The sequence below is a fragment of the Anaerosphaera aminiphila DSM 21120 genome, assembly GCF_900129925.1.
GTDB classification, from domain to species: Bacteria; Bacillota; Clostridia; order Tissierellales; family Peptoniphilaceae; genus Anaerosphaera; species Anaerosphaera aminiphila.
Map to the genome: position 1 here is coordinate 106,995 of NZ_FQXI01000002.1, position 13,911 is coordinate 120,905.

At 33.1% G+C, this 13,911-nt stretch carries 12 protein-coding genes; all 12 read left to right on the forward strand.

Annotated elements, in window-relative coordinates; translation table 11 throughout:
* Nucleotides 1–80 precede the first annotated feature (80 nt).
* The 12 genes from BUB47_RS02940 (at nucleotide 81) to BUB47_RS02995 (ending at nucleotide 13,910) form a co-directional block, all read left to right on the forward strand.
* Entirely contained in the window at nucleotides 81–914 is an 834-nt protein-coding gene (locus tag BUB47_RS02940; RefSeq protein WP_073183601.1) for a hypothetical protein, read from the forward strand.
* A 605-nt stretch (nucleotides 915–1,519) separates the two neighbouring features.
* Nucleotides 1,520–1,972, forward strand: coding sequence for an Hsp20/alpha crystallin family protein (locus BUB47_RS02945; protein ID WP_073183602.1), 453 nt, complete (start codon nucleotides 1,520–1,522; stop codon nucleotides 1,970–1,972).
* Between the two features lie 755 nt (nucleotides 1,973–2,727).
* Nucleotides 2,728–5,346, forward strand: coding sequence for an S-layer homology domain-containing protein (locus BUB47_RS02950; protein ID WP_073183604.1), 2,619 nt, complete (start codon nucleotides 2,728–2,730; stop codon nucleotides 5,344–5,346).
* A 121-nt stretch (nucleotides 5,347–5,467) separates the two neighbouring features.
* Nucleotides 5,468–6,937, forward strand: coding sequence for a nicotinate phosphoribosyltransferase (locus tag BUB47_RS02955; protein ID WP_073183606.1), 1,470 nt, complete (start codon nucleotides 5,468–5,470; stop codon nucleotides 6,935–6,937).
* Between the two features lie 24 nt (nucleotides 6,938–6,961).
* Complete coding sequence (locus BUB47_RS02960) at nucleotides 6,962–7,828, forward strand: radical SAM protein (protein ID WP_073183608.1); 867 nt, start codon at nucleotides 6,962–6,964, stop codon at nucleotides 7,826–7,828.
* Between the two features lie 18 nt (nucleotides 7,829–7,846).
* The gene (locus BUB47_RS02965) at nucleotides 7,847–8,671 is read left to right on the forward strand and encodes a hypothetical protein (RefSeq protein WP_073183610.1); all 825 of its coding nucleotides are present in this window, start codon (nucleotides 7,847–7,849) and stop codon (nucleotides 8,669–8,671) included.
* 17 nt (nucleotides 8,672–8,688) lie between these two features.
* Nucleotides 8,689–9,330, forward strand: a complete 642-nt coding sequence (locus BUB47_RS02970; RefSeq protein WP_083529049.1) for an HAD hydrolase-like protein — start codon at nucleotides 8,689–8,691, stop codon at nucleotides 9,328–9,330.
* Between the two features lie 13 nt (nucleotides 9,331–9,343).
* Nucleotides 9,344–9,997, forward strand: a complete 654-nt coding sequence (locus BUB47_RS02975) for a trimeric intracellular cation channel family protein (protein WP_073183613.1) — start codon at nucleotides 9,344–9,346, stop codon at nucleotides 9,995–9,997.
* A gap of 235 nt (nucleotides 9,998–10,232) precedes the next feature.
* Nucleotides 10,233–11,006 (forward strand): LamB/YcsF family protein, encoded by a 774-nt coding sequence (locus BUB47_RS02980; protein WP_073183615.1) that lies wholly within the window; start codon nucleotides 10,233–10,235, stop codon nucleotides 11,004–11,006.
* 10 nt (nucleotides 11,007–11,016) lie between these two features.
* The gene (locus BUB47_RS02985) at nucleotides 11,017–12,216 is read left to right on the forward strand and encodes an NRAMP family divalent metal transporter (protein WP_073183617.1); all 1,200 of its coding nucleotides are present in this window, start codon (nucleotides 11,017–11,019) and stop codon (nucleotides 12,214–12,216) included.
* 10 nt (nucleotides 12,217–12,226) lie between these two features.
* Nucleotides 12,227–12,973, forward strand: coding sequence for a 5-oxoprolinase subunit PxpB (gene pxpB / locus BUB47_RS02990; protein WP_073183619.1), 747 nt, complete (start codon nucleotides 12,227–12,229; stop codon nucleotides 12,971–12,973).
* Entirely contained in the window at nucleotides 12,966–13,910 is a 945-nt protein-coding gene (locus tag BUB47_RS02995; RefSeq protein WP_073183620.1) for a 5-oxoprolinase subunit C family protein, read from the forward strand. The genes pxpB and BUB47_RS02995 overlap by 8 nt, the downstream gene beginning before the upstream one ends.
* Nucleotide 13,911: the final 1 nt, after the last annotated feature.

Consider the following 13,911-nt stretch of genomic DNA (forward strand, 5'->3'; position numbering starts at 1 on the left):
ACTTTAGTTCACAAGGTATAATAACCTGTTTTGTCTATTTTAAATTAAAATGTTATAATTTAATTATTGGTGGTGTTAATTTGAAAAGCAGGGAATTATTAGATAGATACCTAAGAGAGCTAACTAAATATATGGCATACGACAATGCCAAGTCTGCAGAAAGAGACATACGAGAAATAGTTGAGGAGGAACTTCCTGAAAACTACACAGAAGAAGATTTAAAAAAAATACTTTTAAAGCTTGGAAGTCCCTACAGCCTAGCTGCACAATATGAGAGCAAGTCAAATATATTAATTAGCGGTAAGAATTATACTATCTACATAGATGTACTAAAAGTGTTGTCAATTCAAATGATTTTGGCGCTGGTAATATACTTTATATTTAATATAAAACTACTAAGTATTTTAAATGTGCTAAACGTTTTAAAAACTGAAATGATAACTATATTTTTTAGTGCCACAATATCTCTTTGGATTGCAGAAAAAGTTAAAAGTACAAAGATAATGAGCAATTTAGTAAAGAGCTTTAGAATAGAAGACCTTTACATTAAAAAGCCGAAACTCAATAAACCCCTAGCATTTCCACTTTTATGTAATTCACTATTTTTATTTATAGTAATTGCAAATGAAGTTGTAATTTCAAATGACGCATCAATAAAAATTTTACAGGCAATTTTATTTTTATTAATATTAAGAGACTCTAATAAATTGGCAGAAGATGGATATGGAAGATATGTAACTTTCTTGGCGATTTTTTGTGATGTAATTTCACTACTTTTAATATATCCACTATTGGTAAAATATTTTTATAGCATAAGTTTTTTTAAAATCAGCTTATGTATAGTGGCAGTTGCAATAATATTTGACTTAATTTTAGCCGTTAGTCAAGTTTTAAAAATTAATAAAACACAGTAAATTTTTGAAATAGAGTTCATTGCCATTTTTAATTTCTTAGTAGGTTTAATATCAAATTTCATAATAGATTTGGTTAACGTAGTTGTATAATATTTTTTTAATTTTAAAAATTTAGTTTAGTTAAAGTATTATTTTATGCTTATCTTTATTTTTCTCTAAAATTAATTTTAGTATATTTTTGAGGGAGGGCGAAGGGAATTGCGATTTTCCCTCACAGCCCTCCCTCAAACTCCCTCCCCCCTACACCCTTGAAACGCTTTGAGACCTAACATAATTTAGGACGTAAATTACAGGGAGGTTGAATGGCAAGATTTCGTCATAGATTTTATGGAAGAATTTCCCAAGAGAACGAAGTTCGATTGGTTGAAATTTACTGCTAACCCTTGAAACGCTAAAAAATTAATATACCTACATATTTTTAATAATTTTAAATATTTTATTAACGCTTGATTAAACTTTTTGGAAAAGTTTAATTTTTTTATTTGAAATCTATTGACATTCTTTGATCTTAAGACTATACTAAAGATAGTTTTTAGCACTCGAATGAGTTGAGTGCTAAAATATAAATATAAATATAAATGTAAATTAAAATTGGAGATGTTAATATGACAAATTTAAGACCTTTTAGAAGAAATGAATTGGGAAGTCTAGACAGAGGGTTTGAAGATTTTTACAACATGATTGATGACTTCTTTAATGATGATTTTACACCTAGTCGTGCAATGAAATCAGAATCCTTTAAAGTAGATGTATTAGAGGACGAAAAAGAATACAAAGTAGAAGCAGAACTTCCGGGATTTGAAAAGGGTGACGTTGAAGTAACTCTTGACGACGGAAAGCTTACAATCTTAGCAGAAAAGACAGAAGAAAAAGATGACTCTAACAAAGACAAAAACTATATTCACAAAGAGAGAAAATCAACTACAATGCAAAGAACAATGTACTTTAAAGACATTGATGAAGATGGCTTAGAAGCAAACTTGGAAAAAGGACTTTTAACAGTAGTTATTCCTAAAAAAGAAGAAGTTTCTACTAAAAAGAAAATTGAAATTAAATAAAGAAGTAGAAAGTAAAACTTTTAAAAGTTTTAGTAAATAATTGTTAATAATTTAAATGCCTGCCTGACAAATATAAGTTGTTGGTGGGTATTTTTTTGTTTTATGCTCTATATGTAATTACCTGTAATTTATTATGTAAATCGGATTAGTTTCAGTCGTAGTTTTCAACCAAGCATTTTAGCCTTAGAAACCTATTATAAATCAAAAATTAACAATAAATTTCAGCTGTTTAACTTTTGTTTAAAATCTATGGCGAAACCTTGCCGTAGTTTTCAACCAAGTCTTTCAGCCTTGGGAAAACCTGACATTGGACCTACGACGAAATCAAAGATTTCTGTTAGGTCTCAAAGCGTTTCAAGGGTGTAGGGGGAGGGAGTTTGAGGGAGGGCTGTGAGGGAAAATCGCAATTCCCTTCGCCCTCCCTCAAGAAATGTATTGAAGTTAATTTTAGAGAAAATAAATATAAATATTAAATTATATACTAACTAAACTAAAGGTTTATAAATTAAAAACTATTATGTTAGCAGTAAATTTCATCCAATCGAACTTCGTTCTCTTGGGAAATTCTTGCATAAAATCTATGACGAAACCATAGGTTTCTATAGATTGTTAGGTTGGGTCTCAAGGTTCCTATAGATTGTTACAAACATATTAAATTATCTAAATTTTAGCAATCTCCTTGAATATGAAAGCATAGGAGGGGTATAATAACTACAGCAGGATTTACTTAATTTAATTTAAAGGAGGAATAGTAAATGAAAAATAATAAAAGATGGCTATCCCTGTTATTGGTATTCGTAATGATGCTAAGTGTTATGCCATTAAATGTTTTTGCAGCAGCAACTGATACGACAAAAAATAATGCAGAGGCACAAATGAGAGATGAACCAGTAGGTAGAAACTTAGTTGTTACAGGAGGAACTTCTGATGTGACATCTCCAGTGATGCCCAATGCAACAGTTAAGGTTACCGCAGGTACTGCACCAACAGGTGAGGTTTTTGAAAAATGGGAATCATCTGTTAGTATTAATGCAAATTTAACAGATAATCCACTGACATTTAAAATGCCAGATAGCGATATAACATTAACAGCAAAATTTACACCAGAAGCAAAAAAAGTAACAGTTGTAAATGGAATATCTGATAAAGCTACAGCAAAAAAAGATGAAATAGTTACAATAACCGCAGATGAACCTGCAGTGGGAAAGAAATTTGTAAATTGGACCGCAGATGAAAATGTAACTATTACAAATGCAAGCGCTTCAAAAACTACATTTAAAATGGGTGATAAAGCTGTTATAATCACCGCTCATTATGAAGATAAAGTAGTATTAGACACAGCAGCGTTAGAACTAAAAATAACAGAAGCTAAAACAAAAGTAACAGAAACAAGTAAGTACACACCAGAAAGTATTAATTTGTTAAAAGCTGCAATAACTGTAGCTGAAAATGTTAAAACGACTGCTACAACTCAAACACAAATTAATAATGCAACTAAAGCTTTAGATGACGTTATTAAAGCATTAGTTGAACAAACTCCAGTAACTGAATATGTAGAGGTTAATTTCTATCAAAATGGTGGAAATGGGTTAGATAGAACTATAAAAGTTAAAAAAGGTTCTACAGTAACAAAACCTGCAAACCCAACAAGAAGTGGATATACTTTCAAGGGTTGGACAGAAGTTAAAAATGGAAGTACAATATTTGATTTCAATACTAATATAAATTCTGATATGGATTTATATGCAAAATGGGAATCTAATTCAACTGGGAAATATACAGTATCTTACAACAGAAATGGTGGTTCAGGAGCAGTTCCTACAGACTCTAAAACATATGCAAATGGAGATTATGCAACTGTAAAATCAAGAGGAGACCTTTACAGAACAGGTTATACTTTTGATGGTTGGACAACAAATTCTTCAGGTTCAGGAACATACTATTACTCAGGCGATGAGATTAAAATTACAGGAAACACTAATTTATATGCACAATGGAGAAAAACCTCAGACAGCAGTAACAACAACTACGATAAGAGAGTTTATCCAACAGGAATAAAAGTTTATGATAGTGGATATAGAGTAGAAGGACGTCTATCAGATTACAAAAATACAAAAATTTATGTAGAGTATGATGGCAGTCAAGTAGCAAGTGGTTACACTGACTCAAATGGATACTTTGACTTTAAAACAGATAGATATATTAAAGACAATAGCGATTTAAAATTCTATACAAATTCAAGTACAAGTAGTTCAACAAACAAAAGAGTTTATCCAAATAGTATAGATGTATATGATGGTGGATATAGAGTGAAAGGTCGTCTATCAGACTATAAGAACACAAGAGTATATGTAGAGTATGACGGAAAATCTGTTGGAGACGGAATGACTGACAGTAGTGGATATTTTGACATTAAGACAGATAGAAAAATTTATGATGACAGTTATTTAAAATTCTATGTTAGAACTTCAAGTTCTGATAAGACAAAGGCAGCTACTATAACAAGCGCAAAAGCCGGCGAATACAAAATTGAAGGAACTGCAGCAGCTTATGCTACAGTAACTGTAAAAGACAAAGATAATGTTAAACTAGGTTCAGCAACAGCTGACAAAGATGGCAAGTTTACAATCTATGCAAATAGAACTCTTAAATCAGGAGAAAAACTTACTATAACTACTAGTGAATCAGGTAAGAGCGACAACTCAATAACTTACACAGTATCTGAGTCAAAAACTGCAGACTTAAAGAGAATTTCTTATATTAAAGGTTATCCAAATGGAAACTTTAAACCTCATGGAAATATAACAAGAGGGGAAGCAGCAACTATGTTTGCAAGACTTCTAAACAATTCTGACAACTTTGGAACTACAAAGACAACTAAGTTTACAGATGCTAATAACCAATGGTATTCAGAAGCTATTAACTATGTAGTTAATAAGGGATTAATTTCAGGATATCCAGATGGAACATTTAAACCTAATGCTAATATTACAAGAGCAGAATTCGCACAAATGATTTCCGGTTATGTAACAGTGGGTGGAAGTGCTACAAACTTTAAAGATGTAAATGATCACTGGGCAAAAGAAGCAATTGAAAAACTTTACGGAAACAAATCTGTAACAGGATACCCAGATGGAACATTTAAACCTAATGATGAAATCACAAGAGCAGAAGCAGTTACAATTCTTAACTCTGTATTTGGTAGAGTTTCAAATACTCAATCATTTGACAGTGTAAAATCTAGCTTAAAATCTTTTGGAGATGTTAAGTCTTCAGACTGGTTCTATGCAAATGTAATGGATGCATCAAATGCTCATGATTCATACAGAAAATCATCAACTGATGATACAGAAGTTTGGACAAAAATTAACTAAATTAAGTATTTAAAGAGAGTCTTAGGGCTCTCTTTTTTTGTGTACTTTTAGGTGAAATAGAGTTACTTAAGTTGCAACATTGCTCATTTAATTATATAATTAGTAAAAATAGGGGGTCATTATGAAAATTGACATACATGAGAAAAACAACTATACACTTCTTTGTGATTTTTATGAATTTGCCATGAGCAATGGTTTCTTTAAGGCGGGTTTTAAAGATAAGGTTGTTGTATTTGATATGTTTTTCAGATCTGTTCCGGACAATGCCAGCTATGCTATTAGTGCTGGATTAGAACAGGTTATAGAGTATTTAGAGAGTTTAAAATTTGAAGAGTGTGATATAGATTTTTTAAGAAGTAAGGGGATTTTTGATGAAGCTTACTTAGATTATTTGAGAGATTTTAAGTTTGAGTGTGATGTGTGGGCAGTTCCTGAGGGAACCATTGTATTTCCTCAAGAGCCACTTATTGTAGTGCGAGGGCCTATTATTCAAGCGCAACTTTTAGAGACTATGGTGCTTTTAACTATGAACCATCAATCTATGATAGCTACTAAGGCCAATAGGATAGTTTCTGCTGCAAAGGGAAGACCTGTTGTAGAGTTTGGTTCAAGACGTGCTCAAGGCTATTCAGGAGCAAACCTTGGAGCTAGAGCTGCATACATAGGTGGATGTGTGGGAACGGCAAATACTCTTGCAGAGAAGATATATGGAGTGCCTGCTCTTGGAACTATGGCGCACTCTTGGGTGCAATTATTTGATACAGAGTATGAGGCTTTTAAGACTTATGCTGATGTATATCCGGACAACTGTCTACTTTTAGTTGATACTTATGACGTTTTAAAAGAGGGAATTCCAAATGCAATAAAAGTTTTTAATGAGGTAGTAGTTCCAAGAGGTTTTAGACCTAAGGGAATTAGAATAGATTCAGGAGATATTGCCTATCTTTCAAAAAAGGCGAGAAAGATGTTGGACGATGCAGGTTTTGAAGATGTGGGAATTATGGCTTCAAATTCACTGGATGAGTTTACTATTCAAAATATATTGCTTCAAGGGGCGAAGCTCGATTCCTTTGGAGTTGGAGAGAGACTTATTACTTCAAAGAGCTCTCCTGTATTTGGAGGAGTATATAAATTAACTGCAATTAAAAACAATGAAACTGATGAACTTGTCCCAACGATTAAGATATCTGAAAATGTTGCAAAGATAACTAATCCGGGATTTAAAAATTTATATAGACTTTATAGCAATAGCAACGGAAAGGCACTAGCTGACGTAATTACTTTACATGATGAAAAAATAGACGATTCAAAGGACTATGAAATTTTTCACCCAATATATACTTGGAAGAGAAGAGACATATATGACTTCACAGCAAAGCCCCTTTTAGTTCAAATATATGACAAGGGCAATTTAATTTACAAGCTGCCTACCTTGGAAGAAATTAGATCTAAAGTAAAACAGGAACTGGGAACTCTCTGGGAAGAAGTTAAGAGACTGGACAATCCTCAGGAGTACATTGTAGATTTATCTTATGACCTTTGGAAAGTAAAAGATGAGCTACTGGATAAACATGGAAAGAATTACAAGTAGAATTATTTAGAGAGTAGGGAATTTATGAATTATTATGGAAATGTATTTAGGCCACCAAGTGAGGCAAGGTCACTTATTATTCAAGCTACTATTGGCTGTGCTCACAATGACTGTACATTTTGTTATATGTATAAAGACGAACCCTTTATTATTAGAAAATATGAAGATATAGTAAAGGACTTAGAAGAAATTAGAGAGTATTTTCCAAGATTTGAGAGAATATTTATAGCAGATGGAGATGCTCTTGTATTAAAAACTGAAGATTTATTAAAGTTACTTAAATATATTAAAGACAACTTTCCAAATGTAAAGCGAGTTTCTTCTTATGCCACAGCAGGTGACATAAATAGAAAGTCTGTAGAGGAACTTCAAAAGCTTTACGATATGGGTCTTGAAATGCTCTATATAGGCTTTGAAAGTGGCGACGATGAAATACTAAGAGATATTAAAAAAGGTCTGACATACCAAGACTATTTAGATGCAATGGAGAAGTGTAGAGAGGTTGGTTTTGAAACTTCAATTACTATCATTGTGGGACTTGGTGGAACTGAAAAGTGGAGACAAAATGCTCTTAACACTGCAAAGTTAATTTCAGAGACAAAGCCCGACTACGTATCTTATTTAACTATGAGACTTTACCAAAATACTCCTCTATATAGAGATTATGAAGAGGGTAAATTTCAAATGCCAAGTGCAGAAGAGCTCTTAGTTGAAATGAGATTGTTTTTAGAAAATGTGGATTCTGAGGGAAGTGTATTTAGATCTAATCATGCATCTAACTACGTATCTCTAGGTGGTACACTAAATAAAGACAGAGAGATGTTAATAGCACAAATAGACGATGTTTTAAAGAAGAAAAATTTTAAACCTGAAGTATTGAGAGGATTTTAATAGCTGGAGAGGTGCACTATGTTATATAGGCTGAATTTACTCGACAGAAAAAGTTATGAAATGCTTTTTGAAAAAGAAGTTATAGCCATAAGTTATAAGTCTGTTGAAGATGACGAGTGTATTACTCGTCGTGAAAATAATTCTAAAGTAAAAATTGAAGATGAAATAAGTAAATTTGCAGATTTAATTTTGGGAATAAATTATGGTGACTATATTTGGATAAATTATAAAAACAAACACTCACTGGCAAAGGTAACTGATAGAACTTATTTTGACAAGGACAGATTTCTAGGTTTAATAAAAGTGGAAGTCTTTAGATACCACGGTGTTTTACCTAGGGAAATACTGGAAAATTTTGGAAAAATTACCATTGAAAAAATAGATGAGCCTGAGTTATTAGTGCGAACTTCAAAAATATTTGAAGCTTTAAAAAGTTTAGACAGTGAAATATTTGACATCTCTGAGGAAACCGAAAGAGAAGAGGAAGTCGTTCAGCTAGAGTTTGTAAAAAAGGAAAATTCTCTTGTAGAAATAAAAAACAACTATGGGATTTTGCCCTATAAAAAGCCAAGTAAAAAATCTAAGCGAAAAGACTTAGAAAAAGGTAACTTTGGGGAACTTGTAATTGAACTATATCCACCTAGAGCCAAGGCTCTTAAAGAAGTGAGTTTGCCTGTGATTTCAAAGAGTTCTACTCCAGTAATGAAAAGCGGAGTGGACTTTTACTTGGAAATGATAAAGAGCAAGTTAAATTACTATTCTAAGCAAAAGGAAATGGAAGAGGCAAGAACTTTTAATACAGATAGATATATTTGGGGAAGATTTTTTGAAGTTTTAAAATAAATTTTGTTGAGGTGTATATGATATTTTTATTTGATTTAGACGGTACAATTGTAGATTCAGCAGAGGGAATTATAAATGGACTAACCTATGCCTTTGAAAAAAGTGGAGATGAAATTCCAAATAATGAGACCATTAGAAAGTATATAGGACCTCCATTTATGGATACTTTTACTAGAGAGCTGGGATTTTCAGAGAAAAAGTCCAGATATTTAATAGAAGTGTTTAGAGAGTACTATGTTGAAAACGGAAAGTATGAAAGTGAACCCTACACCGGAATGAAAGACCTACTGGAAGAAGTTAGCTCAAAATATAAAATTGCAGTTGCAACCTCAAAGCCGGAAGTGCAAGCTCGTGAAATATTAAAAAACCATGGTTTATACGACTACTTTGAATTTGTAGGTGGTGCTACACTGGACAACAGCAGAATAAAAAAACACGATGTAATAGAGTATGTATTAGACAATTTAAATGTAGGTAGTAGAGAGAATACTTACATGATAGGAGATAGGTATCCCGATATACTAGGTGCCAGCAAATCCGGGCTAAAGTCTATAGGAGTATTGTGGGGCTATGGAACTTATGATGAGTTGGAGTCTTACAATGCAAATTATATTGAAGAAAGTGTAGAGAATTTAAAAGATAGAATATTTTCTCTGTAGCTAGGTGAGAACAGTGTTAGTTTATAGCAAGATAAATATTATATTGGAAATAATAGGAACAGTGGCCTTTGCATCTTCAGGGGCAATGGTTGCAATTAGAAAGAATATGGACATTTTCGGAACTATAGTCCTGGGAGTTGTAACTGCGCTAGGTGGAGGCTGTATAAGAGATATTATACTTGGTATTACACCACCAAATATGTTTAGAAATTCTTCCTATGCAATAGGCGCTGTTCTAGCTTCTATTGTCTTATTTGTAGTTTTTTACTATAAAAAAGACTTTTTTAAGGCAAGAGTTTTAAAGACCTATGAAAATATTATGATAGTCTTTGACGCAGTGGGTCTTGGAGCATTTACAGTTACGGGAATAAATACAGCTGTAGAACTTGGGTATGTAGATGATAAGTTTTTACTTATATTTGTGGGAATGGTAACAGGTATTGGTGGCGGAATAATAAGAGACTTATTTTCAAATGAAGTGCCCTTTGTGTTTAAAGAGCAGATTTATGCCATATCATCTTTTCTGGGAGCTTGTTTTTACTTAGCCTTTAGAAATATTATAAATGCAGATGCACTTATGATTGGAAGTGCCGTTGTAGTGGTAATAACGAGAATTATAGCAGTGAAGTACAATTTAAATTTACCTAGGGTAAATTATGACAGTTAAATTTTAAAATTAGTGGAGTTGCAATATTGCAGCTCTTTTTTTGTTTTAAAATATAATTTTTTGAATTGAAAGAATGTAAAAAATAATTTCATTGTAAATAAAAAATTACACTTAATAGTGCAAAAACCTAGCTAATCAATATATTAGCATAGTAAAGTTGCGGCTGAAATGGTATAATTAGCTATGTATTATAAATAAGAAAACAATTTCAAAAAATTAAGAGGAGGTAAAAATTATGACTTTTTATGTTGATTTAAACAGTGATATAGGTGAAGGTTTTGGAGCCTATAAAATGGGAATGGACGAAGAAATTATTAAGCATGTTACAAGTATAAATCTTGCTTGTGGATGGCATGCGGGAGACCCATTAATAATGGATAAAACTGTTAAAATGGCAAAAGAACAAGGTGTAATGGTGGGGGCTCACCCCGGATATCCTGATTTATTGGGATTTGGAAGAAGAAACTTAAGTGTAACGCCTGAAGAAGCAAGATGCTATATGATGTATCAAACAGGAGCTCTAATGGCGTTTACTAAAGCTTATGGAGTAAAGTTACAACATATGAAATTACATGGAGGATTTTATAACACTGCTTGTAATGACGAGGGTCTTGCAAACGCTGTACTAGATGGTATGGAAGCACTGGACAAAGATGTAATTTTAATGGTTTTAAGTGGAAGTTACATAGCTAAAGAGGGAAAGAGAAGAGGGCTTAGAATATCTGAAGAAGTCTTCGCAGATAGGGGATATAACCCTGACAAGACACTAGTTAACCGTTCTCTACCGGGAGCATTTGTAACAGATCCTGCAGAAGCAATACCTAGAGTTATAAAAATGATTAAAGAAGGTAAAGTGGTGGCTTCTAATGGAGAAGAGATGGATATTAAAGCAGATTCAATTTGTGTACATGGAGATAATCCAAAGGCAATAGAATTTGTAAGTGAAATTAAAAAAGGTCTAATTGAAGCTGGAATTGAAATAGCTCCAATAGACAAATTTATAAAATAGGAGTGACAAAATGGGAGAGAAGAAAAAAAGTAATATGTCGGTTTTATTAGGAGCTGCCTTTTTAATGGCAACATCTGCAATAGGACCGGGATTTATGGCACAGACGGCGAACTTTACACAAGAACTTGGTGCAGACTTTGCCTTTGTAATTGTAGTTACATTAATAATGAGTTTAGTAACTCAGCTAAATGTTTGGAGAGTTATTGGAGTATCAGGACTTAGAGGTCAGGATATTGCAAATAAAGTTCTTCCAGGACTTGGATATGTAATTGCATTTTTAGTAGCAGCAGGCGGGCTTGCGTTTAATATTGGAAACGTTGGTGGAACGGGAATTGGTTTTAACGTAGTATTTGGACTTGATGTTAGAATAGGTTCTGTAATAGGTGGACTTATAGGTATAGGAATATTTTCTTCGAAATCTGCAGGAAATGCAATGGACAAGATGACTCAAATACTTGGAGCTGCAATGATTGTTTTAATTGGTTTTGTATGTGTAAAAACTCACCCTCCAGTTGCTGAGGCAGCACTTAGAGCAATAGCTCCAAAAGATATAATGGCTACTCAGTCAGGAATTTTAACATTACTTGGTGGTACTGTTGGAGGATATATTGTATTCTCAGGAGGCCACAGACTTATTGATGCTGGAATTACTGGAAAGAAGAGTTTAAGTCAAGTTAACCAATCTGCAATGATGGGAATTGGTGTAACTGCAATAGTAAGAGTACTATTGTTCTTAGCAGTTCTTGGCGTTATTACTTCTGGTGGAGTACTTGATCCTGACAATATGATTGCATCTGCATTTAAAATAGGTGCTGGAACTATAGGATATAAAATATTTGGACTGGTAATGCTTGCAGCAGCAGCAACTTCAGTAGTTGGAGCAGCGTATACTTCAGTATCTTTCTTAAAGACATTATTTAAACCTGTAGAGAGAAACGAAAATAAAGTAACGATAATATTTATAGTTGTTTCTACAATTATTTCTATATTAATTGGAAGCCCTCAAACTGTTCTAGTTGTAGTAGGTGCTGTAAATGGATTAATTCTTCCTATAACACTTTGTGTAATGCTGATTGCTAGTAAGAAGACAAGTATTATTGGAGATTACAAACACTCTAATCTATTATTTGTATTGGGCTGGATAGTAGTTTTAATTTCAGCTTATGTTGGAGTAACATCATTTGGAGCAAGTATGTCTAAATTATTTTAGGAGGTAACAAATGTATAAAGATGTTAGATACTTAGTTGCCGGAGATAGTGCAATTATTATGGAATTTGGAAATGAAATTTCAGAGGAAATAAATGCTAGAATTAGAAGCACAATTGATAAAATTGAAGCGGAAAAAATAAGTGGAATTATAGAATTAGTACCGACATATAGGTCAATTACTATTTCATACAACCCACTTGTAATAAAATATGAAGAGTTAATGGGAAAATTAAAAAGCTTTGAGGCATTTGACAGTGATTCAGTTGAAGAAAAAGTTAAGCTAATAGAAATTCCAACAGTATATGCCGGAGAATATGGACCTGATATTTCCTTTGTTGCAGAGAATTCGGGACTTTCAAAAGAAGAGGTTATAAAAATTCACACAGGTACAGACTACTTAGTGTATATGCTTGGATTTGCACCCGGATTTACCTACTTAGGGGGAATGGATAAGAGAATAGAAACTCCTAGGCTTAAGACGCCAAGGCTTAAAATTCCGGGAGGTTCAGTTGGAATTGCAGGAGCTCAAACGGGAATGTACCCTTCAGAGTCTCCGGGAGGTTGGCAGTTAATAGGTAGAACACCTCTAAAGCTATATGATGAAAAAAATGATCCACCTGTATTTATAAATGCAGGAGATTATATAAGATACGTTCAAATAGACGAAGCTGAGTTTAATAGAATAAAAGAACTTGTTGAAAAAGACGAATATGAAGTTAGCATAAAAACTGTAGATAGGGGTGAACTCAATGGCTAATGTAAAAGTTATAATTCCGGGAATTTATACTACAGTTCAAGACTATGGCAGAATAGGATATCAAAAGTTTGGTATTGCAACTACAGGAGTTATGGACGAGTACTCCTATGCAATGGCAAATGCACTTGTGGGAAACGAAAGAGGAACAGCAGCTCTTGAGTTAACTTATTTTGGACCAATGTTAAAATTTGAAGAAGATATGGTAATAGCAGTAGCTGGTGCCAATATGAGTCCTAAAATAGACAATGAGCCAATAAATATGCATGAGAGTCATTTAGTTCAAGCAGGTAGCACATTGTCATTTGGAAAACTTAAAAATGGAGTTAGAGCATATCTTGCTTTCGGTGGAGAAATAGATGTTCCAATAGTAAATGGAAGTAAGTCCACTCTAGTTAAAAGTAAAATAGGTGGCTATGAGGGAAGACCTTTAAAGTCAAAAGATGAGTTAAACATAATTGTAAATAAAGATGCAGTTGCAGGAAAAGTTTTAGATCCTAAATACTATCCTATAATTGACAAGTTTAATGTTATGAGGGCAGTACTAGGACCTCAAGATGATTATTTTACAGCAAAGGGAATTAATAAATTTTTTAGATCCGGTGGCTATACACTGACTAAGAGTTTGGACAGAATGGGAATTAGACTAGATGGTGCAGTTTTAGAGTCAAAGGGTGGAGCTGATATTGTATCAGACGGTACAGTAATGGGAACAGTGCAAGTGCCATCAGATGGGCTTCCAATAATTTTAATGGCCGACAGACAGACAACAGGTGGATACACAAAAATAGCAACTATTATTAGAGAAGATATTGCAAAAATAGCTCAGATGGGCGCTTTGGATAAACTGTGTTTTGAAGAAGTATCTCTTCACGATGCACAAGTACTCTATGAAGAATTTGAAGAGAAGATCATCACTGCTATAGATTCGTTAAAGTAGG

What these genes read in the sequence shown, in the direction of transcription:
- BUB47_RS02955 (WP_073183606.1), top strand. Translation starts at nt 5,468, where the DNA reads ATGAAAATTGACATACATGAGAAAAACAACTATACACTTCTTTGTGAT.
- BUB47_RS02985 (WP_073183617.1), top strand. Translation starts at nt 11,017, where the DNA reads ATGGGAGAGAAGAAAAAAAGTAATATGTCGGTTTTATTAGGAGCTGCC.
- BUB47_RS02950 (WP_073183604.1), top strand. Translation starts at nt 2,728, where the DNA reads ATGAAAAATAATAAAAGATGGCTATCCCTGTTATTGGTATTCGTAATG.
- BUB47_RS02995 (WP_073183620.1), top strand. Translation starts at nt 12,966, where the DNA reads ATGGCTAATGTAAAAGTTATAATTCCGGGAATTTATACTACAGTTCAA.
- BUB47_RS02945 (WP_073183602.1), top strand. Translation starts at nt 1,520, where the DNA reads ATGACAAATTTAAGACCTTTTAGAAGAAATGAATTGGGAAGTCTAGAC.
- BUB47_RS02965 (WP_073183610.1), top strand. Translation starts at nt 7,847, where the DNA reads ATGTTATATAGGCTGAATTTACTCGACAGAAAAAGTTATGAAATGCTT.
- BUB47_RS02980 (WP_073183615.1), top strand. Translation starts at nt 10,233, where the DNA reads ATGACTTTTTATGTTGATTTAAACAGTGATATAGGTGAAGGTTTTGGA.
- BUB47_RS02970 (WP_083529049.1), top strand. Translation starts at nt 8,689, where the DNA reads ATGATATTTTTATTTGATTTAGACGGTACAATTGTAGATTCAGCAGAG.
- BUB47_RS02960 (WP_073183608.1), top strand. Translation starts at nt 6,962, where the DNA reads ATGAATTATTATGGAAATGTATTTAGGCCACCAAGTGAGGCAAGGTCA.
- pxpB (WP_073183619.1), top strand. Translation starts at nt 12,227, where the DNA reads ATGTATAAAGATGTTAGATACTTAGTTGCCGGAGATAGTGCAATTATT.